The organism is Streptomyces sp. NRRL WC-3626 (assembly GCF_000718785.1).
GTDB lineage: Bacteria > Actinomycetota > Actinomycetes > Streptomycetales > Streptomycetaceae > Streptomyces > Streptomyces edwardsiae.
The window spans coordinates 176,817-197,518 of sequence record NZ_JOCA01000011.1 but is presented as its reverse complement, the minus strand read 5'-3'; the positions used below and the strand labels follow the sequence as shown (position 1 = coordinate 197,518).

Below are 20,702 nucleotides of genomic sequence, written 5' to 3'. Positions count from 1 at the left end.
TGCTTGTCGAGCTCGCCGAGGTTGCGTTCCACCTCGGCCTGCGCGGAGGCGGGGATCGCCGGGAGTTCGGGTGCGACGTCGGGGCAGGAGATCGTGCCGGGGCCCGCCAGCGTACGGGCGTCCTTCGCGTCGCCGCCGTCCCCGGCCGACTCGCCGGCGAGCGCGGTACCGGCGATCACGGCGCCGGTCAGCGCCACCGCGGCGGCACCGCCGATGAAGCCGACACGGCGCTTGTTGTACTTCGGAAGAGCCCTGGACATGCGGATTGCCTCACTCGGGTCGGGGTGTCACGAATGGTCTGTCGTGCTGTCTCGCTCGGTCCGACGCGGCGCCTGCGTCCGGCGACAAGTACGCGAAAGCGGTTTCCAGCGTTCAAGGGGGTACCGGAACGCGGGCAGATTGACGATTCATGCAGAGTGCTGCATACTCATGCATGTCAGCGAATGCACTGTAAGGAGAACCCCGTGACCGAGCGCGTCGTACTCGCCTACTCGGGCGGTCTGGACACCTCCGTCGCCATCGGCTGGATCGCCGAGGAGACGGGCGCCGAGGTCATCGCCGTTGCGGTCGACGTCGGCCAGGGCGGCGAGGACCTGGACGTCATCCGCAAGCGCGCCCTCGCCTGCGGTGCCGTCGAGGCCGAGGTCGCCGACGCCAAGGACGAGTTCGCCGACGAGTACTGCCTCCCGGCGATCAAGGCCAACGCCCTCTACATGGACCGCTACCCGCTGGTCTCCGCGCTGTCCCGGCCGACGATCGTCAAGCACCTCGTCGCCGCCGCGCAGAAGCACGGCGCCACCACCGTCGCCCACGGCTGCACCGGCAAGGGCAACGACCAGGTCCGCTTCGAGGCCGGCATCGTCGCCCTCGCCCCCGACCTGAAGTGCATCGCCCCGGTCCGCGACTACGCCATGACCCGCGACAAGGCCATCGCCTTCTGCGAGGCCAAGGGCCTGCCGATCGCGACCACCAAGAAGTCCCCGTACTCCATCGACCAGAACGTGTTCGGCCGCGCCGTCGAGACGGGCTTCCTCGAGGACATCTGGAACGCCCCGATCGAGGACGTCTACGAGTACACGCAGAACCCCGCCGTGGCGCGTGAGCCCGACGAGGTCGTCATCACCTTCAAGGAGGGTGTGCCGGTCGCCATCGACGGCAAGCCCGTCACGGTGCTCCAGGCCATCCAGCAGCTCAACGAACGCGCCGGCGCCCAGGGCATCGGCCGGATCGACATGGTCGAGGACCGCCTCGTCGGCATCAAGTCCCGCGAGGTGTACGAGGCTCCCGGCGCGATCGCCCTGATCACCGCCCACCAGGAGCTGGAGAACGTCACGGTCGAGCGCGAACTCGCCCGCTACAAGCGGCAGGTCGAGCAGCGCTGGGGCGAACTGGTCTACGACGGCCAGTGGTTCTCCCCGCTCAAGCGCGCCCTGGACGGCTTCATCACCGAGGCCAACCAGCACGTCAACGGCGACATCCGGATGACCCTGCACGGCGGCCGCGCCGTCGTCACCGGCCGGCGCTCGGAGTCGTCCCTGTACGACTTCAACCTGGCGACGTACGACACGGGCGACACGTTCGACCAGGCGGCGGCGAAGGGGTTCATCGACATCTACAGTCTGTCGGCGAAGATTGCCGCGAAGCGGGACCTGGCCTGACGGCCGGATCATTGCCGTGAGAGGGGAACCGCGGGGCCGTCGTCACTGGTCGCGCGGTTCCCGGCGCCCCTTTCGGGGGCGCTTTTCATCACCCTTCTCGAGGAGCGCAGGTAGTGAGCAGCAACAGTGGTGACGTACGGCTCTGGGGCGGGCGGTTCGCCGACGGGCCCGCCGAGGCTCTGGCGAAGCTGTCCGCGTCCGTCCACTTCGACTGGCGGCTCGCGCCCTACGACATCGCCGGCTCGCGTGCCCACGCCCGTGTGCTGCACTCGGCGGGGCTGCTCACCGAGGACGAGCTGACCCGGATGCTCGCCGGCCTCGACCGGCTCGAAGCGGACGTGGCATCCGGCGACTTCGTGGGCACCATCGCCGACGAGGACGTCCACACCGCCCTCGAGCGGGGCCTGCTGGAGCGGCTCGGCCCCGACCTCGGCGGCAAGCTGCGCGCCGGCCGGTCCCGCAACGACCAGGTGGCGACCCTCTTCCGCATGTACCTGCGGGACCACGCCCGGATCGTCGGCGGACTGATCGCCGACCTCCAGGACGCGCTCGTCGGCCTCGCCGAGGCCCACCCGGACGTGGCCATGCCCGGCCGCACCCACCTCCAGCACGCCCAGCCGGTGCTCTTCGCCCACCATGTCCTCGCCCACGTCCAGGCACTGTCCCGGGACGCGGAGCGGCTGCGCCAGTGGGACGAGCGCACGGCGGTGTCCCCGTACGGCTCCGGAGCGCTCGCCGGTTCCTCCCTGGGCCTGGACCCGGAGGCCGTCGCCAGGGACCTCGGCTTCGAGCACGGCAGCGCGGCCAACTCCATCGACGGCACCGCCTCCCGGGACTTCGTCGCCGAGTTCGCCTTCATCACGGCGATGATCGGGATCAACGTCTCCCGGATCGCCGAGGAGATCATCATCTGGAACACGAAGGAGTTCTCCTTCGTCACCCTGCACGACGCCTTCTCCACCGGCTCGTCGATCATGCCGCAGAAGAAGAACCCGGACATCGCCGAGCTGGCGCGCGGCAAGTCCGGCCGGCTGATCGGCAACCTGACCGGCCTGATGGCCACGCTCAAGGCGCTGCCCCTCGCGTACAACCGCGACCTCCAGGAGGACAAGGAGCCGGTCTTCGACTCCATCGACCAGCTGGAGGTCCTGCTCCCCGCCTTCACCGGCATGATGGCCACGCTCACCGTGCACCGCGAGCGCATGGAGGAACTGGCCCCGGCCGGCTTCTCCCTCGCCACCGACATCGCCGAGTGGCTGGTCAGGCAGGGTGTCCCGTTCCGCGTCGCCCACGAGGTCGCCGGCGAGTGCGTCAAGGCCGCCGAGGCCGAGGACAAGGAACTCGACGAACTCACCGACGACCAGTTCGCCAAGATCTCCGCCCACCTCACCCCGGAGGTCCGCTCGGTCCTCAACGTCCCCGGCGCCCTCGCCTCCCGCGACGGCAGGGGCGGCACGGCTCCGACGGCGGTGGCAGCCCAGCTGGCCGAGGTGAAGACGAACGTGGCAGCCCAGCACGAGTGGGCGACGGCGAAGAAGCAGGGCTGAAGAAGCAGGGCTGGTGCGGCGCCCGCGGGGCGGCTTTCCGGGGGCGCGGGGACCTGCGCGGACAACCCCGGCGCACCCGCACCCGCGAAACAACGGCACGACCCGAGCCCTTGGGCGAGCACTGCGGCACCACGGGTTACGTTGGTCGGAACCGTCGAACAGGTCCGACCAACGGAGCCCGCGATGCCCTTCACCCGGCTGGCGACAGCGACAACCCCCACCTGCCACATCGGCCTGGGCCTCGCCGCCATCGGCCGCCCCGGCTACATCAACCTCGGCCGTAACGAGGACCTCGGAGAAGACCGCAGCGTGCAAACGCTGCACGCCCGCACACACGAACTCCTCGACGCCGCCTACGCCCAGGGCGTCCGCTACTTCGACGCCGCCCGCTCCTACGGCCGCTCCGAGGAGTTCCTCGCCGACTGGCTGAAGAAGCGGACCGACGTCGACGACGTCGTCATCGGCAGCAAATGGGGCTACACCTACACCGCCGACTGGACCACCGACGCCGACAAGCACGAGGTCAAGGACCACTCCCTCGCGGCGTACGAGCGTCAGCTCGCCGAGTCCGAGGCGCTGCTCGGGAACCGGCTCGACCTCTACCAGATCCACTCGGTGACCCCCGAGAGCCCCGCCCTCACCGACAAGGAACTGCACGCCCGGCTCGCGGAGGCGGCGCGCGGCGGCCTGACCGTCGGCTTCTCGACCAGCGGACCGGCCCAGGCGGACGCCATCCGGGCCGCCCTCGCCGTCGAGGTCGACGGCGAGCCCCTGTTCCGCACGGTTCAGTCGACGTACAACGCCCTGGAGACCTCCGCGGGCCCCGCGCTCGCCGAGGCCCATGACGCCGGACTGACGGTGATCGTCAAGGAGGGCATGGCCAACGGCCGTCTGGCCGCCGGGAACGCCCCCGGGGCACTGCGGACGGTGGCCGAGGAGACGGGCCTGGGTCCCGACGCGGTAGCCCTCGCGGTGGTCCTGCGCCAACCGTGGGCCGGCGTGGTCCTCTCAGGAGCGGCAACCACTGCCCACCTGGCGTCCAACCTGCACGCCCCGGCGGTAGACCTCACGGAAGCCCACATGAGCCACCTGGCCACGCTGGCCGAGTCCCCCCAGAGCTACTGGGCACGACGCGGCGAACTGCCCTGGCACTGACCGAACAGACACGGGGGACCGGAAAGGCAAGCGGCCCCGGTCCGGCTTCGGCGCGGGGCCTGGAAGGAAAGTGGCTGACCAGCCGACCTCAGGGGCGCGGGGCAACTGCGCGACCGGCCACGACGCGCCCGCACGCGCGGAACGGCCGTAACCCCCGCCGCGAAGCGAAAGCTACGCGGCCTTCGCCTTGCTGGCGTACATGTCCACATACTCCTGCCCCGACAACCGCATGACCTCGGCCATCACCGAGTCGGTCACCGCCCGCAGCACATACCGGTCCCGGTCCATCCCCTCGTACCGGGAGAACTCCATCGCCTCACCGAACCGCACGGTCACGCGGCCGGGCCGAGGCATCCCCGCCCCGCCCGGCTGCAACTTGTCCGTGCCGATGACGGCGAACGGCACGACCGGCGCGCCCGTCATGAGAGTGAGCCGGGCGATGCCGGTACGGCCCCGGTAGAGCCGCCCGTCGGGGGAGCGCGTGCCCTCCGGGTAGATGCCGAAGACCTTGCCCTCGTCCAGAATCCGGCGCCCCGTCATCAGCGCGGCGACCCCGCCCCGGCCGCCGTCCCGGTCGACGGGGACCATGCCGACGCCGGTGAAGAACCAGGCCATCAGCCGGCCCTTGAGCCCCTTGCCGGTGACGTACTCGTCCTTGCCGATGAACATGACCTGCCGGTCGCAGGTCAGCGGCATGATCACGGAGTCGATGAAGGTGAGATGGTTGCCAGCGAGGATCACCGGACCGTCGCCCGGGATGTTCTCCACACCCTCCACGCGTGTGCGGAACATCAGGCGCATGATCGGGCCGAGCACTGCCTTGATGAGCGCGAAGCGGGACAACGTGGCCCTCCGGTGGGGAACGGACGTCGGCGGATGCCGTACGAGTCTGTGCAGGTGAGGACATTACTCGCGGCGCGGGGTGTTGCGCACATCGGGACCGGGGGAGTTCACCGAGGTCTTACTCACTCTTGACCCGGCGCGATGCGTCTGTACCGGGCCTCGCGGCCGCACCCCGCCCGCGTTCCCGCGTCCGTCCGGCCCAATCGGACGAGCCGTCACATCCCCGCCGGAATATGACAGGCGTACGTCATACGTATGAGGGGCGTACGCCATGCAACATCATCCGTCCGTTCGGTCCGGGGTCTCCCGTGCGTCATCCGCACACCCCTACGATCGCGGCGCACCGGACGAGCCGACAGCAGGAGGGGTCCTCATGGGAACGCGGGAGTCGAACGAACAGGCGGGCGGAACCGGGCGGCGGGCGTTCCTCGGCGCGGCGGTGCTCGGCGCGGGCGGAACGGTCCTGGCGCTGGGCGGCACGGCGAGAGCGGCCGAGGCCCGGCACGGCGGCGGCGGCCGGGGACTGAAGGGCCTGCCCGTGCCGGCCATCGTCGGGCACCGCGGGGCCAGCGGCTACCGGCCCGAGCACACCCTCGGCTCGTACCAGCTCGCCCTCGACATGGGCGCCGACATCGTCGAAGCCGGTGACCTCGTCCCCACCCGGGACGGCCACCTCGTCTGCCGGCACGAGCCGGAGATCGGCGGCACCACGGACGTCGCCGACCACCCCGAGTTCGCCGGCCGCAGGACCACCAAGACGCTGGACGGCGCCGCCGTCACCGGCTGGTTCACCGAGGACTTCACGCTCGCCGAGCTGAAGCGGCTGCGTGCCGTCGAGCGCATCCCCGCCAACCGCCCGCACAACACCCTCTACGACGGGCGCTGGGAGATCCCCACCTTCGACGAGGTGCTGCGCTGGCAGGACGAGCAGACCCGCAAGCGCGGCAAGCAGGTCTGGATCTACCCCGAGACCAAGCACCCCACCTACTTCCGCGGTCTCGGCCTGGGCCTGGAGGAACGGGTCGCGAAGATCCTCCGCAGGCACGGCAAGGACCGCCGGAACTCGCCGGTGATCCTGCAGTCGTTCGAGCCCACCGGCATCCAGCGGCTCAGCAAGCTCGTGGACAACCCGCTCGTGGTCCTGCTGTCCGGCGCGAGCAGCCGCCCCTGGGACTTCGTCGAGTCCGGCGACCCGCGCACCGTCGCCGACCTCATCACCCCCGAGGGCCTCGAGGAGATCGCCTCCTACGCCCAGGGCATCGGGCCCACCCTCGACCTGGTCATCCCGCGCGACGCCGCCGGCCGGCTCACCGAGCCGACGACCCTGGTCCGCGACGCGCACCGGGCGGGCCTGATCCTGCACCCCTACACCATGCGCAACGAGAACCCCTTCCTGCCCGCCGAGTTCCGCAGGGGCGGCGACCCCGACGCGTACGGCGACGTCTTCGGCGCCTACCGGGCCTACTTCGCCACCGGCATCGACGGCGTCTTCACCGACAACCCGGACACCGGGCTGCTGGCCCGCGAGGACTTCGTCAACGGCTGACCCGCTCCTCCCCGTCAGGGGTGACTTCCGGCCGCTCCGGGCAACCGTGCCCGGGGCGGCCGAGTCGTTGCGCGTATGAGACACCAGCCGGTGACGGCGCATGAACTGATCGCCTCCCTCGGTCCGCTGCTCGCCGCGGAGGCCGCCGCCGAGACGCCCGGCACCGGAGCCGAACCGGCGGACCTGGAACAGGCGGTGTGGCTCCGTCTCCTGGAACACCTGGCCGCGGGCGGCCCGCCGCCCGACCCGCCGGACTGGCTCCGCCGGGCCGTGCGCACCGAGGCCCGCCGCGCCCGCCGTACCGCCCGCCGCGAGACGGCAACGGGCGACCTCGCCGACCCGGGCCCGCGCGATCCCGAGGGCCTGGTGCTCGCCGCCGCCCGCCGCCGCGCCCTGCGGGACGCGCTACGACGGCTGCCCGGCCGCTGCCCCCGGCTGCTGGAGGCGCTGCTGTCCCCGCGCGACCCGACATACCGGGAGATCGCGGGGGAGTTGGGTATCTCACAGGGCAGCCTCGGACCGGAACGTTCCAGATGCCTGGGATGTCTGCGGCGTTTGCTCACACGGGAGGTTGCGGCGCGTTGAGGACGGGGATAGGAGTGAGGGACAACAGGTGATCAGGTGAGCGGGAGGCGTGCGCACATGGGCATGAGCGTGACCATCTCTGCGGCGGCCGAGCAGGACGCGGAGCAGATCTTCAGGTTGCAGTACCTGTGCTTCCAGAGCGAGGCGGCCCTCTACGGCAACTACCGCATCGATCCGCTCGTCCAGACCCTCGACTCGGTCCGCGCGGAGGTCGCCGCCGACTGTGTCTTCGTGGCCCGCCTCGGTGACGAGATCGTCGGCTCGGTGCACGGCAGGATCACCGACGAGGGCGCCGCCGCGATCGGCAAGCTCTGCGTCCACCCCCGCCTCCAGGGGCACGGCATCGGCGCGCGTCTCCTGCGGGCCGCCGAGTCCGCCCTCGCCGGAGAGCGCGGCGCCCGGATGTTCCGGCTGCACGCCGGACACCGCAGCGAGAGCAATCTGCGGCTCTACAGCAAGGTCGGCTACCAGCGGGTGGGCACGTCCCAGGGCGCCGATGGCGTACCGATGATCGTGCTGGAGAAGCAGGCGCAGGACTACGCGACGACCGCCTGATCAGGACGCGGGCCGCTGCTCCGAACGTGCCTTGCGCAGCCAGTGGATGGCCGTGAGGGGCAGCAGCACCGGGATGAAGAGGTAGCCCATCCCGTAGTCCGACCACACGGTGGCGTCGGGGAACGCGGACGGTTCCACCAGCGTCCAGGTCCCCACGGTCAGTACGCCCGCGAGCTCGGCGGCGCAGCACACCAGCGCCGCCCTGCGGGCCGTCTCCCCGCCGCGCACCAGGGTGTAGGTGATGAAGCCGTAGACCACGCCGGCCGCCGCCGACAGCGAGTAGGCGAGCGGCGCCCGGTCGAACTCGGTGGCGATCTGGTACGCCGAGCGCGACACCGCGCCGACGACCATCACCCCGTACAGCCACACCAGCAGCAGTCCGGGACCGCCGATCAGCCGGGTCCGGTCCGGCCCGTCCTGCGTCGCGGCCATCTCAGCCTCCCCAGATGTCATAGAGGCGCACCTCGAGCACGGCGAGCACGAGTCCGCTCGCGGCGACCGTCAGCGATCCCCAGCGGGTGCGCTCGCCCAGCGACATGAAGCCGGCCGCGGGTACGCACGCGAACGCGCCGAGCAGATACGCCACGAAGATCGTCGTGCCCTGCTCCGGCTTCTCGCCCCGGGCCAGCTGCACGATCCCGGCGATCAGCTGCACCAGTGCCAGCAGCGTGACCACGGCCATCCCGATGAAGTGCCAGTCCTTCGTCGGCTGGTCGCGGTAGGCGGCCCACCCGCACCAGACGCCGAGCAGCAGCGCGGCGACACCGGTCACCAGCATCAGGACATCAAGCATGGCAGTGACCCTATTACGCCGGAAAACCCCCGCCGTCCCCGCCCCCGTACCGGCTCCGCCCGGGCAGGCGCACCGGCGCCGTCCGGCGGGACCGTATGGTCGATGGCATGACCATTCATGCGCAGGCCCTGCTGTTCGACAACGACGGAACCCTCGTCTCCTCCATCGCCTCGGTGAATCGCTGCTGGACCCGGTGGGCGGTCGAGTACGGGATCACGGCCGAGCAGTTCGGGAGCGTCGAACTGCACGGGCGGCCGGCCGCGGAGATAGCCGCCGATCTGCTGCCCGCCGGGACCGTCGCGGAGGCCGTGGCGCGGATCGAGGACCTGGAGGTGGAGGACGTGCCGGACGGCGGCGTGCACCTGCTGCCCGGGACCCGGGACTTCCTCGCCGCGCTGCCCGCCGAGCGCTGGGCCGTCGTCACCTCCGCCACCCGGCGTCTCGCCGAGGCACGGCTGGGGGCCGTCGGCATCCTGCCCAAGACCCTGATCGCGGCCGACGACATCACCCGGGGCAAGCCCGACCCCGAGCCCTACCTCCTCGCCGCCCGCACCCTCGGCGTCGACCCCGCGCACTGCGTCGTCTTCGAGGACGCTCCCGCCGGGCTCCAGGCCGGCCGCGCCGCCGGTATGACCACCGTGGCCTTGGCCACAACCCACCAGGCCCACGAGCTCACCGCCGACCTCGTCGTGAAGGACCTCTCGGCCCTGTCCGCACTGGTCACCGACGGGGGAGTGGAGATCTCCGTACGCCCCTGACATGCGCCCGGCGCCGGTCCGCCCCTGTCCACGGCTGTCCAGTATGCGGACAGCCGAGTCCGGTGAGCGTCGAACGTCTGCTTTACTGACCGCATGACCACGACGAGCGACCGCATCCCTGCGACCGAGGCGACCATGACGCCCGGTGCTCGTTGTATGTGTCAGTGCCGAATGTGCGCTTTCTAGAGGGCCCCTGCACCATCTGAGCCTCGCGCCCCGAAGCGAGAGCCGGCTCACGTACGCCCGCATGGGCCGAGCCACGCCCCGCGCGCACGTCTCTCCCCTTGTGACGGGTCCCTCACCGGGCCCGCGAGATCCGTGCGGCCCCGCAGAACTCCGACCCAGAATGCCTCGTGCCCGGCGCCACGACGCGCCGCGCACTCGACAGTGACGGATACCCACGTGATCACCACCTCGGGCCTGACCAAGGTCTACCGCTCACGCGGCCGGGAGGTCACCGCCCTCGACGGCGTCGACCTGCATGTCCGCGAGGGCGAGGTCTACGGCGTCATCGGCCAGTCCGGCGCCGGCAAGTCCTCCCTCATCCGCTGCGTCAACCTGCTGGAACGCCCCACCTCGGGCACCGTGACGGTGGCCGGCCAGGACCTCACCGCGCTCGCCGGCCGCGGACCGCGCGCCGGCCGGGAACTGCGGCAGGCGCGCAGCCGTATCGGCATGGTCTTCCAGCACTTCAACCTGCTCTCCTCGCGCACCGTGCAGGACAACGTCGAACTGCCGCTGGAGATCCTCGGAAAGTCGGGGAAGGAACGTTCACGCAAGGCGCTGGAACTGCTCGACCTGGTCGGCCTCGCCGACAAGGCCAAGGCCTACCCCGCCCAGCTCTCCGGCGGCCAGAAGCAGCGCGTCGGCATCGCCCGCGCCCTCGCCGGCGACCCCAAGGTGCTGCTCTCCGACGAGGCCACCAGCGCCCTCGACCCGGAGACCACCCGCTCGATCCTGCACCTCCTGCGCGACCTGAACCGCCAGCTCGGCCTGACCGTCCTGCTCATCACCCACGAGATGGACGTCGTGAAGTCGATCTGCGACTCGGCCGCCCTCATGGAGAACGGCCGCATCACCGAGTCCGGCACGGTCACCGAACTCCTCGCCACCCCGGGCTCCGAACTGGCCGCCGCGCTCTTCCCGGTCGGCGGCGAGCCGACCGGCGACGACCGCACCGTCCTCGACGTCACCTTCCACGGCGAGAGCGCGACCCAGCCGGTCATCTCCCAGCTCTCGCGCACCTACAACATCGACATATCGATCCTCGGTGCGGCCATCGACACCGTCGGCGGCCTCCAGGTCGGCCGGATGCGCATCGAACTGCCCGGCCGCTACGAGGACAACGTCGTCCCCGTCGGCTTCCTGCGCGAACAGGGCCTGCAGATCGACGTCGTGGACCGCGAAGAGCCCGCACTCGTGAAGGAGGGGGCCAAGTGACCTGGTCCGAGATGCAGCCGCTGCTCGAACAGGCCTGTACCGAGACGCTGATCATGGTCGGCTGGTCCACCCTGATCGCCGTCGTCGGCGGCCTCCCGCTCGGCATCCTGCTCGTCCTCACCGACAAGGGCGGACTGCTGCAGAACACCCTGGTGAACAAGGTCATCGGGCAGATCGTGAACATCGGCCGCTCGCTGCCGTTCATCATCCTCATGGTCGCCCTGATGAACTTCACCCGCTGGGTCACCGGCACCACCATCGGCAGCGAGGCGGCGATCGTGCCGCTCGCCATCGGCGGCATCCCCTTCTTCGCCCGCCTCGTCGAGACCGCCGTGCGCGAGGTCGACCACGGGCTCGTCGAAGCCGTACAGGCCATGGGCGGCAACACCTGGACGATCGTCCGCAAGGTCCTCGTCCCCGAGGCGCTGCCCTCGCTGATCGCCAGCACCACCACCACGGTCATCGCCCTCATCGGCTACTCGGCCATGGCCGGCACCGTCGGCGGCGGCGGACTCGGCGACCTCGCCGTCCGCTACGGCTACCAGCGCTTCGAGACCGGACTGATGTGGATCACCGTCGCGATCCTCGCCGTGGCCATCTCCCTCATCCAGTTCGCCGGCGACCACGCGGCCCGCGCCCAGCACCGCCGCGGCGGCCGCTCCGGCCCCTCGCCCAGGCTCCGGCTGCTCAAGGCCGAGGAGCCCGCGACGGCCGACGTCGGCAAGGTCGCATAACCCCACCAAGAACTCCCCGTCCTCCTCATACGGGGCCGCACCACCCAAGGAAAGGCACTTTTCGTGCGTAACACCGCCAAGATCACCACCGCCGTCCTCGCCGCCGGAGCCCTCACCCTCGGACTCTCCGCCTGCGGCTCGGACAAGGACGCCGCCTCCGACACCTCCGGCCCGCTGATCGTCGCCGCGAGCCCCGTGCCGCACGCCGAGATCCTCACCTTCGTGAAGGACAACCTCGCCGAGAAGGCCGGCCTCGACCTCGAGGTCAAGGAGTTCACGGACTACGTCACCCCGAACACCGCCACCGAGGACGGCTCGGTCGGCGCCAACTTCTTCCAGACCCAGCCGTACCTCGACGACTTCAACAAGAAGAACGGCACTCACGTCGTGTCCGTCGTCGACGTGCACCTGGAGCCGCTCGGCCTCTACTCGCACAAGGTGAAGAAGACCGGCGAGCTGAAGAGCGGCGCGACGATCGCCATCCCGAACGACACCGTCAACGAGGGCCGCGCCCTGCAGCTGCTCGCCACGGGCGGCCTGCTCACCCTCAAGGACGGCGTCGGCACCGCGGCGACCCCCGCCGACATCACCGACAACCCGAAGGGCCTGAAGTTCAAGGAGCTGGAGGCGGCCCAGACCCCGCGCTCCCTGGACGACGTCGACGCCGCGGTGGTCAACGGCAACTACGCCATCGAGGCCGACCTCAAGCCCGCCACCGACGCCCTCGTCCTCGAGGCCGCCAAGGGCAACCCGAACAACAACCTCCTCGCCGTCAAGGAGGGCCAGGAGAACGACCCGCGCGTGAAGAAGCTCGCGAAGCTCCTCACCTCGCCCGAGGTCAAGAAGTTCATCGAGGACAAGTACGCCGGTTCCGTCCTCGCCTCCTTCTGATTCCGGCCCGCCGGCCACGCACGGGGTCCGCTCCGACACAAGGAGTGGACCCCGTGGTGCGGTTCGGTGCTTTCATGCTGCATGCTGGGCAGTTCAGCAGTACCCGACGGTCTCTCAGGTAACGGAGCGGCGCATGACGAGCACCTTCCCCAGCATCTCCATCAGCACGGAGCGGTTGGTGCTGCGTCCCCTCGACACGGACGACGTTCCCGCCCTCGCCGAGATGATGAACGACGAGCAGATCGCCGCCTGGACGGACGTCCCCCGGCCCTTCACCGAACAGTCCGCCCGCACCTGGATCACCGAGTACGCCCCCGCCGAACGCACCGCCGGCCGTGGACTCGACCTCGCCGTCACCGAGTTCCTCACCCAGCGCCTGGTCGGCCTCATCCAGCTCACCAACACCGACTGGCACGTACGGTCCACCGAACTGTCGTACATCGTCGCCCCCTGGGCACGCGGCGAGGGCTACGCCTCCGAGGCCGCGCTCGCCACCGCCCAGTGGCTCTTCGGCGACCAGAAGTTCGAACGCGTCGAACTGCGCACCGCCGCCGACAACACCGCCTCCCAGCAGGTCGCCCAGAAGATCGGCTGTATCAGCGAAGGCGTGCTGCGCAATGCCTGCATAGCCCACGTCCGCACCGACGACGGCGGCTGGAGCGACGTACGCACCGACTTCATCGTGTGGAGCCTGCTGCCCGAGGACATCGAGGGCGCCGACGGACACCTCGCCGACACCGGCGGCTTCACCCAGTACCCGGACTGGAACTGACCTCCGGACCGAACACCGGAGGCACGGTCCGTGGCCGCACCAGGTAGTCTCACAAAGCCCGCACCACGGCGGGACAGCCGACGACGACCTGCGCAGACCCCAGGAGACTGACGACGATGGCCGACCGGGTCACGGTGATCGGCTGGGACGGTTCGCCGCCTTCCGACGCGGCCCGCGCCGCGCTGGGCGCCGCCACCCTGGTGGCCGGCGCCGCCCACCATCTGGCACTCCCCGAGGTGCCCGCCGGCGCCGAACGCATCCGGCTCGGCTCCGTCGCCCTCGCCGCCCGCCGCATCGCCGCCCACCGCGGCACCGCCGTCGTCCTCGCCGACGGCGACCCCGGCTTCTTCGGCGTCGTACGGACCCTGCGCGCACCCGAGTTCGGCCTCGAGGTCGAGGTCGTCCCCGGCGTCTCCTCCGTCGCCGCCGCCTTCGCCCGCGCGGGCATGCCCTGGGACGACGCCCAGGTCGTCGTCGCACACCCGCGCACCCTGCGACGCGCGGTGAACGTCTGCCGGGCCCACACCAAGGTGGCGGTCCTCACCTCGCCCGGCGCCGGACCCGCCGAACTCGGCCTGCTCATGGACGGCGTCCACCGCACCTTCGTCATCTGCGAGGAACTCGGCACCACCCGCGAACGGGTCACCGTCGTCACCTCCGACAAGGCCGCCGACCACACCTGGCGCGACCCCAACATCGTCATCGTCGTCGGCGGCCGGGCCGGCGCCGCCGACTCCGGCGGCTGGCTCGCCGGACGCGACCCCTCCACCGGACCCCGCGGCTGGTCGCTGCCCGCCGGGGAGTACGGCGGCGACCTCGGCGAGGGCGAGCGGGAGCCGTTGCGCATCTCCCAACTCGCCCGGCTGGGACCACGCGTCGGCGACCTGGTCTGGGACATCGGCTGCGGCAGCGGTGCCTTCGCCACCGAGGCCGCCCGCGCGGGCGCCGCCGTCATCGCCGTCGACCGCGACCCGGGCGCCTGCGCCCGCACCGACGCCACCGCCCGCCGGTACGGGCTCCAGCTGCAGACCGTCCACGGCACCGCCCCGCACATCCTGGAGAACCTCCCCGAGCCGGATGTCGTCCGGGTCGGCGGCGGGGGAGCGGCCGTCGTCTCCGCGGTCGCCGACCGCCGCCCGCAGCGCATCGTCACCCACGCCGCCACCCGCGACGGGGCCGAACTCATCGGCAGGAACCTCGCCGAACACGGCTACCAGGTCGAGTGCGCCCTGCTGCAGTCCGTCGAACTCGACACGAGGGCCTGGACGGAGAAGGAGCGGAGCGTCGCGTTCCTGCTCAGCGGGGTGCTGCCCGCCCGTGGCAACTGATCCGATTGCCGTCCCCGTGATCGGATTGTCCGACCACGCGAGGTAGGCTGGCCGATCGTTGTACCGCACCCGGACGCCCGGCACTTCGTCGGCCAATGTCCGGAAAGCGCGCCCGTTTTGGGGTGGGTCGTGGTACGGCATGAACCGGAGGACGCGCAACGTGGCGCAGTCCACAGCGGAACCGTCGCCGATCAAGCTGACGCGACGGCGGTACGGCCGCGACAATGCCAGTGAATGGCTTTGTCGCCTTTTTCGGACGGGCTGTTCGTGCCGCTGGGGACGCACGCTCGTTCTTCAGTGTGGGGCGGTCGGCGCGCCGTTCCGGGTGAGCTGGTCGTAGGAGCACCAACCGATGGGCGAGGGGTACGCATGACCGACACCGGCCAGGTCCCGGGCGAGGGACTGCCGGAGAACGCAGGCATGGTGGAGCAGCCGGGCGTACCCGCGCCCGAGGCGTACACCTACCTCTCCGACAGTCCCGCCGAGGAAGAAGACCTGCTGCTCCCCGGTGCCCAGGGCGCCTGGGGCAACGAAGTCGCCCCGCCCGCGCCCGAGCCGGTCGTCGAGACCGTGCACGAGCCGGGCCCGCACGAGACGGCCGGCCGCGACAGCGGTTCCGTCGACCTCAGCGGGGTCCGGCTCCCCGAGCCCCCGCAGCCGGCGCCGGCCGCGCCGCGCCGCCCACTGCACCTCGGGCCGCCCATTCCCGACCTCAACGCGGGCCCGGTCCGCTCCCTCGCCGACCGCGGCCCGGCCGACCTGCCGGCCCGCCAGGCGGGTCCGCCGAGCATCGGCCCCGAGTACCTCGACGTCCCGCGCGCGCGGGAGGCCGCGCCGCAGGTCGCCGCGCCCTGGGGGGCGCAGACCGGGGAAACGGTTGTCCCGGCTCCGGTCGCGGCGCCGGTTCCCGTTCCGGCTCCGGACGCGGTGGACGCGGCCCAGGCGGTCGTGGCGCGTGTCGCCACGGAGGCGGGGGCGGCGCAGAGCGCGGAGGGGATGGCGGTCGCGGGTGCGGTCGCCGTCGCGGTTCCCGTTGCCGAGCAGGACGCCGAGGGCGGGGAACAGGCGGTCGTTCCGGTTCCGGAGCCGGCCGCGGTGCCGGTCACGGAGCAGAACCTGCCGGGCACCCCCGTCGCCGAGCCCGCTCAGGCCGCCGAGGCGGTGCTGACGCCCGTGCCCGAGCCGGGACCCGCACCGGTCGCCGAGGCCGTCGCCCCGGAGCCCGCCGAGGTTCCGGCGACGCCGCAGGCCGACCCGGTCCCGGTCGCCGTTCCCGGCCACGCCGAGGTCACCGAGCCGGTGAGCACGGAAACCGCCGTACCGGCGCCGGCGCAGCCCCCGGTGGCCGAGGTGCCGCAGGACGCTCCCGTACCGGACGTGGCGGTCGTCGCCGTGGCCCAGGTCCAGGAGACCCAGGTGCCGCAGGCCGTCCAGGCGGCCGAACCGGAGCCGGTGCAGCCGGTGCGGGAGCCGGCAGCCGACGTGCCCCAGGTCGCCGACGTGCCCGAGGCGCCCGAGGTTCCCGTCGTCCCGGTGCAGGCCCCGGAACCCGAGATGGTTCAGGTTGTCGCGGAGCCGGTCGCTCCGGAGATCGTCCAGAACCCCGAGCCTGCCCCCGAAGCCCCCGTTCCGGGCGTCGAGGTCCCCGCGCCGGCCTCCGAGGTCCCCGCGCCGTCCCCCGAGGTCCTCGTGCAGGGCGTCGAGGTTCCCGTTCCGGCCCCCGAGATCCCCGTGCCGGGCGCCGCCACCGCCGTACCGCCCGAGACGGTCGAGGCGGACGTGCCCGAGGGTCCCGTCGTCGAAGCCGACTCCGGCGTCACGGGCGACGCGGCCCCGGTCCAGGGCCCCCAGCAGACCCCCGTCGCCACCCTCCCCGGCACCGTCGCCGCGGAGTCCGAACCGGGGCGGCCCGAGGGGGAGTTCGTCCCCGTGGACGGCACCGTGCCCACCACCCCGCACCTCGCGCCGACCCCGCCCCAGGGCGTCACCGTCCCCGCCGAGGAGCCCCGCGAGACCGCCGCCGTACCGGCCGCACCGGACCCCGAACTCGCCCAGGACCCCGACGACCTGGACACCCGGGGCGCCGGCGTGGACGCGGCGCCCGCGCAGCCCGCCGGCCCGGCCGCGCCCGGCTACGACGACGCCGAGCGCGAGGCCGTACTCAAGGTCATGCGCGAACGCCGGGACATCCGCAACGGCTTCCGCGGCGACCCCATCCCGCACGAGGTGCTGCTCCGCGTCCTGGAGGCCGCCCACACCGCGCCCTCCGTCGGCCACTCGCAGCCCTGGGACTTCGTCGTCATCCGCTCCGCCGACACCCGGCGCAGCATGCACGAACTGGCCATGCGCCAGCGCGACGCCTACGCCAAGTCCCTCCCCAAGGGCCGGGCGAAGCAGTTCAAGGAACTGAAGATCGAGGCCATCCTCGACACCCCGGTCAACATCGTCGTCACCGCCGACCCGACCCGGGGCGGCCGGCACACCCTGGGCCGGCACACCCAGCCCCAGATGGCGCCCTACTCCTCCGCGCTCGCCGTCGAGAACCTCTGGCTCGCCGCCCGCGCCGAGGGCCTCGGCGTCGGCTGGGTCAGCTTCTTCGACGAGCGCGAGATGGTCCGCGCGCTGGGGCTGCCCGAACACCTCGAGGTCGTCGCCTACCTGTGCGTCGGCTACGTCGACGAGTTCCCGGACGAGCCCGAGCTGATGCAGGCCGGCTGGTCCAAGCGCCGCCCGCTCTCCTGGGTCGTGCACGAGGAGACGTACGGCCGTCGTGCCCTGCCCGGAGAGGACCCCCACGACCTGCTCGCCGAGACCGTCGCACAGATCCGCCCGCTGGACGCCAAGGCGCTCGGCGAGGCGTGGGAGCGGCAGAAGCGCATGACCAAGCCGGCCGGGGCGCTCGGCATGCTGGAGATCATCTCCGCCCAGCTCTCCGGTCTGTCCCGCCAGTGCCCGCCGCCCATCCCCGAACCCGCGGCCGTCGCGATCTTCGCCGGCGACCACGGCGTGCACGCCCAGGGCGTCACCCCCTGGCCGCAGGAGGTCACCGCGCAGATGGTGGCCAACTTCCTCGGCGGGGGAGCGGTCTGCAACGCCTTCGCCGCCCAGGTCGGCGCGGAGGTCTGCGTCGTCGACGTGGGCGTCTCCTCCGACCTCCCGGCCACCCCGGGCCTGCTCCCGCGCAAGATCCGCGCCGGCACGTCCGACATGACGACCGGACCCGCGATGACCCGCGAGGAGGCCAAGAAGGCCATCGAGGTCGGCATCGAAACCGCCCGTGACCTGGTCGCGGCCGGCAACAAGGCCCTCCTCACCGGCGAGATGGGCATCGCGAACACCACCGCGTCCGCCGCCCTCATCTCCGTCTTCACCGGCGCCGACCCGGCCGAGGTCACCGGCCGCGGCACCGGCATCAACGACGAGACCCTCGCCCGCAAGACCGAGGTCGTGCGCCGCGCCCTGGATCTCCACCAGCCGGACCCGGCCGACCCCATCGGCGTCCTCGCCGCCGTCGGCGGCTTCGAACACGCCGCCATCGTCGGCCTGCTCCTCGGCGGCGCGTCGCTGCGTACGCCGGTGATCCTGGACGGCGTCAGCGCCGGCGCCGCCGCCCTGGTGGCCCGGGCCATCGCCCCCGAGGTCCTGGCCGCCTGCATCGCGGGCCACCGCAGCGCCGAGCCCGGCCACGTCGCCGCCCTCAACAAACTCGGCCTGCGCCCCCTGGTCGACCTCGACCTCCGCCTCGGCGAAGGCACCGGCGCCCTGCTGGCCCTCCCCCTGGTCCAGAGCACGGCGCGGGCCATGCACGAGGTGGCGACCTTCGACTCGGCAGGGGTCACGGAGAAGTAGACGAGGGGTTCCCTCTCAACGGCCGGGTGGTTGTGGGCACCCGTTCCGCCAGGGCGGAACGGGGGGGCACAACCACCCACAGCCGGCACCCGGCGCCCCCACGCCCACCCACCGGACACCGGCCCCGCCCCAACCCCGGTCACCCGTAAACTTCGCACGTCAGGGCCACAAACGCCGCAGGAGGAGCCGCCGCTCATGGCCGAACACCCCGCCTACCCCGTAGGCCTCCGCCTCACCGGCCGCCACGTGGTCGTCCTCGGCGGCGGCCAGGTCGCCCAACGCCGCCTCCCCGCCCTGATCGCCGCCGGCGCCGACATCCACGTCATCTCCCCCGAGGCCACCCCCTCCGTGGAGGCCATGGCGGACGCCAAGGAGATCACCTGGCACCGGCGCGGCTACGCCGAAGGCGACCTCGCGACCGCCTGGTACGCCCTGATCGCCACCAGCGACGCCGAGGCGAACACCCGTGCCTCCGCCGAGGCGGAAGCGAACCGTGTGTGGTGCGTCCGCTCGGACGACGCCGACGCGGCGACGGCATGGACCCCGGCCACGGGCTCCAGCGAAGGCGTCACGGTGGCCGTCCTCACCACGAAGGCCCGCGGCCGCGACCCCCGCCACACCGCCGCCATCCGCGACGCCGTCGTCGAAGGCCTGCGTGACGGCACCCTCGTCGCCCCCCACCACCGCACCCGCACCACCGGCGTCGCCCTCGTCGGCGGAGGCCCCGGCGACCCGGACCTGATCACCGTGCGCGGCCGCCGCCTCCTCGCCGAGGCCGACGTCGTCATCGCCGACCGCCTCGGCCCCCGCGACCTGCTCGCCGAACTCCCGCCGCACGTCCAGGTGATCGACGCGGCGAAGATCCCGTACGGCCGCTTCATGGCCCAGGAGGCCATCAACAACGCGCTGATCGAGCACGCCAGACAGGGCAAGTCCGTGGTCCGCCTCAAGGGCGGCGACCCGTACGTCTTCGGCCGCGGCATGGAGGAACTCCAGGCGCTCGCCGAAGCCGGCATCCCCTGCACCGTCGTCCCCGGCATCTCCAGCTCCATCTCGGTCCCGGGCGCGGCCGGCATCCCCGTCACCCACCGCGGTGTCGCACACGAGTTCACCGTGGTCAGCGGCCATGTCGCCCCCGACGACGAGCGCTCCCTCGTCGACTGGGCGTCCCTGGCCAAACTGACCGGCACCCTCGTCGTCCTCATGGGCGTCGACAAGATCGGCAGGATCGCCGAGACCCTGGTCGCCCACGGCAAGTCCCCGGACACCCCCGTCGCCCTCGTCCAGGAGGGCACCACCGCCGCCCAGCGCCGGGTCGACGCCACCCTCGCCACCGTCGCCGACACGGTCGCCGCCCAGGAGGTCAAGCCCCCCGCCGTCATCGTCATCGGCGCGGTCGTCGCCGTGGGCCCGGACGGGACCGTCTGACATGGCCGGCATCATCACCGTCGACGACCCCGACGACCCCCGTCTGCACGACTACACCGGCCTCACCGACGTGGAGCTGCGCCGCCGCCGCGAGCCCGCCGAGGGCCTCTTCATCGCCGAGGGCGAGAAGGTCATCAGGCGTGCCGGGGAAGCCGGTTACGCGATGCGGTCCATGCTGCTGTCGGCGAAGTGGGTCGACGGCATGCGCGACGTCATCGACCGCGCCGACGCCCCGGTGTACGTCGTCGAACCCGCCCTCGCCGAACAGGTCACCGGCTACCACGTGCACCGGGGCGCGCTCGCCTCCATGCAGCGCGCCCCCCTGCCCTCGGCGCCGGACGTGCTGCGGACCGCCCGCCGGGTCGTCGTCATGGAGTCGGTCAACGACCACACCAACATCGGCGCGATCTTCCGCTCCGCCGCCGCCCTCGGCATGGACGCCGTCCTGCTCTCGCCCGACTGCGCCGACCCGCTCTACCGCCGCAGCGTCAAGGTCTCCATGGGCGCCGTCTTCTCCGTGCCGTACGCCCGTCTCGACATCTGGCCGCGGGGGCTGGAGGCGGTACGCGAGGCCGGGTTCAGGCTGCTCGCCCTCACCCCCGGCGAGAACGCCCGGTCCCTGGACGAGGTGGCACCGCACCGTATGGAGAGGGTCGCGCTGATGCTGGGCGCGGAAGGGGCCGGGCTGTCCCGCCGGGCCCTGGCCGCCGCCGACGAACCGGTCCGCATCCCGATGTCGCACGGCGTCGACTCCCTCAACGTCGGAGCCGCCGCGGCGGTCGCCTTCTACGCGGTCGCCACCGGGCGTCCGCGGGAGTAG

At 72.1% G+C, this 20,702-nt stretch carries 18 protein-coding genes and 1 pseudogene; 15 read left to right on the top strand and 4 right to left on the bottom strand.

Annotated elements, in window-relative coordinates:
* A pseudogene (locus IF28_RS0119485) lies at positions 1–260 on the bottom strand (hypothetical protein); the annotation flags it as partial.
* A gap of 204 nt (positions 261–464) precedes the next feature.
* On the opposite strand from IF28_RS0119485, the gene IF28_RS0119480 reads away from it, so the two are divergent.
* From IF28_RS0119480 to IF28_RS0119470, 3 genes are all read left to right on the top strand, one after another.
* Complete coding sequence (locus IF28_RS0119480) at positions 465–1,658, top strand: argininosuccinate synthase (RefSeq protein ID WP_030221794.1); 1,194 nt, start codon at positions 465–467, stop codon at positions 1,656–1,658.
* Between the two features lie 113 nt (positions 1,659–1,771).
* Positions 1,772–3,205, top strand: a complete 1,434-nt coding sequence (gene argH / locus IF28_RS0119475; RefSeq protein ID WP_030221792.1) for an argininosuccinate lyase — start codon at positions 1,772–1,774, stop codon at positions 3,203–3,205.
* A gap of 183 nt (positions 3,206–3,388) precedes the next feature.
* A complete protein-coding gene (locus tag IF28_RS0119470) occupies positions 3,389–4,360 on the top strand; it encodes an aldo/keto reductase (RefSeq protein WP_030221790.1) in 972 nt (323 codons plus the stop codon).
* 171 nt (positions 4,361–4,531) lie between these two features.
* On the opposite strand, the gene IF28_RS0119465 is transcribed toward IF28_RS0119470, so the two are convergent.
* Positions 4,532–5,203 (bottom strand): lysophospholipid acyltransferase family protein, encoded by a 672-nt coding sequence (locus IF28_RS0119465; protein ID WP_030221788.1) that lies wholly within the window; start codon positions 5,201–5,203, stop codon positions 4,532–4,534.
* Between the two features lie 373 nt (positions 5,204–5,576).
* Between IF28_RS0119465 and IF28_RS0119460 the strand changes: the two genes are divergently transcribed.
* From IF28_RS0119460 to IF28_RS0119450, 3 genes are all read left to right on the top strand, one after another.
* On the top strand, positions 5,577–6,749 hold the full coding sequence (locus IF28_RS0119460; RefSeq protein WP_030221785.1) for a glycerophosphodiester phosphodiesterase: 1,173 nt from the start codon (positions 5,577–5,579) through the stop codon (positions 6,747–6,749).
* A 75-nt stretch (positions 6,750–6,824) separates the two neighbouring features.
* Positions 6,825–7,334 carry a sigma-70 family RNA polymerase sigma factor gene (locus tag IF28_RS0119455; RefSeq protein WP_030221783.1) on the top strand — a complete coding sequence of 170 codons (510 nt, stop codon included), beginning with the start codon at positions 6,825–6,827 and terminating at the stop codon, positions 7,332–7,334.
* Between the two features lie 57 nt (positions 7,335–7,391).
* Positions 7,392–7,889, top strand: coding sequence for a GNAT family N-acetyltransferase (locus IF28_RS0119450; RefSeq protein WP_030221781.1), 498 nt, complete (start codon positions 7,392–7,394; stop codon positions 7,887–7,889).
* Here IF28_RS0119450 and IF28_RS0119445 read toward each other — a convergent pair whose 3' ends face one another.
* Together IF28_RS0119445 and IF28_RS0119440 are read right to left on the bottom strand one after the other, a co-directional pair.
* Positions 7,890–8,321 (bottom strand): hypothetical protein, encoded by a 432-nt coding sequence (locus IF28_RS0119445; RefSeq protein ID WP_030221780.1) that lies wholly within the window; start codon positions 8,319–8,321, stop codon positions 7,890–7,892.
* Position 8,322: 1 nt separating this feature from the next.
* The gene (locus IF28_RS0119440) at positions 8,323–8,682 is read right to left on the bottom strand and encodes a hypothetical protein (RefSeq protein WP_030221779.1); all 360 of its coding nucleotides are present in this window, start codon (positions 8,680–8,682) and stop codon (positions 8,323–8,325) included.
* 107 nt (positions 8,683–8,789) lie between these two features.
* Here IF28_RS0119440 and IF28_RS0119435 point away from each other — a divergent pair, with 107 nt between their 5' ends.
* From IF28_RS0119435 to IF28_RS0119395, 9 genes are all read left to right on the top strand, one after another.
* Positions 8,790–9,440 (top strand): HAD family hydrolase, encoded by a 651-nt coding sequence (locus IF28_RS0119435; protein WP_030221778.1) that lies wholly within the window; start codon positions 8,790–8,792, stop codon positions 9,438–9,440.
* 402 nt (positions 9,441–9,842) lie between these two features.
* Positions 9,843–10,880, top strand: a complete 1,038-nt coding sequence (locus tag IF28_RS0119430) for a methionine ABC transporter ATP-binding protein (protein ID WP_030221777.1) — start codon at positions 9,843–9,845, stop codon at positions 10,878–10,880.
* Positions 10,877–11,614 carry a methionine ABC transporter permease gene (locus IF28_RS0119425; protein WP_030221776.1) on the top strand — a complete coding sequence of 246 codons (738 nt, stop codon included), beginning with the start codon at positions 10,877–10,879 and terminating at the stop codon, positions 11,612–11,614. Before IF28_RS0119430 ends, IF28_RS0119425 begins: the two co-directional genes overlap by 4 nt.
* 63 nt (positions 11,615–11,677) lie before the next feature.
* Positions 11,678–12,505, top strand: a complete 828-nt coding sequence (locus IF28_RS0119420; RefSeq protein WP_030221773.1) for a MetQ/NlpA family ABC transporter substrate-binding protein — start codon at positions 11,678–11,680, stop codon at positions 12,503–12,505.
* Between the two features lie 133 nt (positions 12,506–12,638).
* Positions 12,639–13,277 carry a GNAT family N-acetyltransferase gene (locus tag IF28_RS0119415; protein WP_030221771.1) on the top strand — a complete coding sequence of 213 codons (639 nt, stop codon included), beginning with the start codon at positions 12,639–12,641 and terminating at the stop codon, positions 13,275–13,277.
* Between the two features lie 116 nt (positions 13,278–13,393).
* Entirely contained in the window at positions 13,394–14,605 is a 1,212-nt protein-coding gene (gene cbiE, locus IF28_RS0119410; protein ID WP_030221769.1) for a precorrin-6y C5,15-methyltransferase (decarboxylating) subunit CbiE, read from the top strand.
* 369 nt (positions 14,606–14,974) lie between these two features.
* Positions 14,975–18,454 (top strand): nicotinate-nucleotide--dimethylbenzimidazole phosphoribosyltransferase, encoded by a 3,480-nt coding sequence (gene cobT / locus IF28_RS0119405; RefSeq protein WP_030221767.1) that lies wholly within the window; start codon positions 14,975–14,977, stop codon positions 18,452–18,454.
* A gap of 195 nt (positions 18,455–18,649) precedes the next feature.
* Positions 18,650–19,882, top strand: coding sequence for a uroporphyrinogen-III C-methyltransferase (gene cobA, locus IF28_RS0119400; protein WP_030221763.1), 1,233 nt, complete (start codon positions 18,650–18,652; stop codon positions 19,880–19,882).
* A 1-nt stretch (position 19,883) separates the two neighbouring features.
* Entirely contained in the window at positions 19,884–20,702 is an 819-nt protein-coding gene (locus IF28_RS0119395; RefSeq protein ID WP_030221760.1) for a TrmH family RNA methyltransferase, read from the top strand.

What these genes read in the sequence shown, in the direction of transcription:
- IF28_RS0119470 (WP_030221790.1), top strand. Translation starts at nt 3,389, where the DNA reads ATGCCCTTCACCCGGCTGGCGACAGCGACAACCCCCACCTGCCACATC.
- IF28_RS0119460 (WP_030221785.1), top strand. Translation starts at nt 5,577, where the DNA reads ATGGGAACGCGGGAGTCGAACGAACAGGCGGGCGGAACCGGGCGGCGG.
- IF28_RS0119455 (WP_030221783.1), top strand. Translation starts at nt 6,825, where the DNA reads ATGAGACACCAGCCGGTGACGGCGCATGAACTGATCGCCTCCCTCGGT.
- IF28_RS0119450 (WP_030221781.1), top strand. Translation starts at nt 7,392, where the DNA reads ATGGGCATGAGCGTGACCATCTCTGCGGCGGCCGAGCAGGACGCGGAG.
- IF28_RS0119445 (WP_030221780.1), bottom strand. Translation starts at nt 8,321, where the DNA reads ATGGCCGCGACGCAGGACGGGCCGGACCGGACCCGGCTGATCGGCGGT.
- IF28_RS0119440 (WP_030221779.1), bottom strand. Translation starts at nt 8,682, where the DNA reads ATGCTTGATGTCCTGATGCTGGTGACCGGTGTCGCCGCGCTGCTGCTC.
- IF28_RS0119435 (WP_030221778.1), top strand. Translation starts at nt 8,790, where the DNA reads ATGACCATTCATGCGCAGGCCCTGCTGTTCGACAACGACGGAACCCTC.
- IF28_RS0119415 (WP_030221771.1), top strand. Translation starts at nt 12,639, where the DNA reads ATGACGAGCACCTTCCCCAGCATCTCCATCAGCACGGAGCGGTTGGTG.
- cbiE (WP_030221769.1), top strand. Translation starts at nt 13,394, where the DNA reads ATGGCCGACCGGGTCACGGTGATCGGCTGGGACGGTTCGCCGCCTTCC.
- cobT (WP_030221767.1), top strand. Translation starts at nt 14,975, where the DNA reads ATGACCGACACCGGCCAGGTCCCGGGCGAGGGACTGCCGGAGAACGCA.
- cobA (WP_030221763.1), top strand. Translation starts at nt 18,650, where the DNA reads ATGGCCGAACACCCCGCCTACCCCGTAGGCCTCCGCCTCACCGGCCGC.
- IF28_RS0119395 (WP_030221760.1), top strand. Translation starts at nt 19,884, where the DNA reads ATGGCCGGCATCATCACCGTCGACGACCCCGACGACCCCCGTCTGCAC.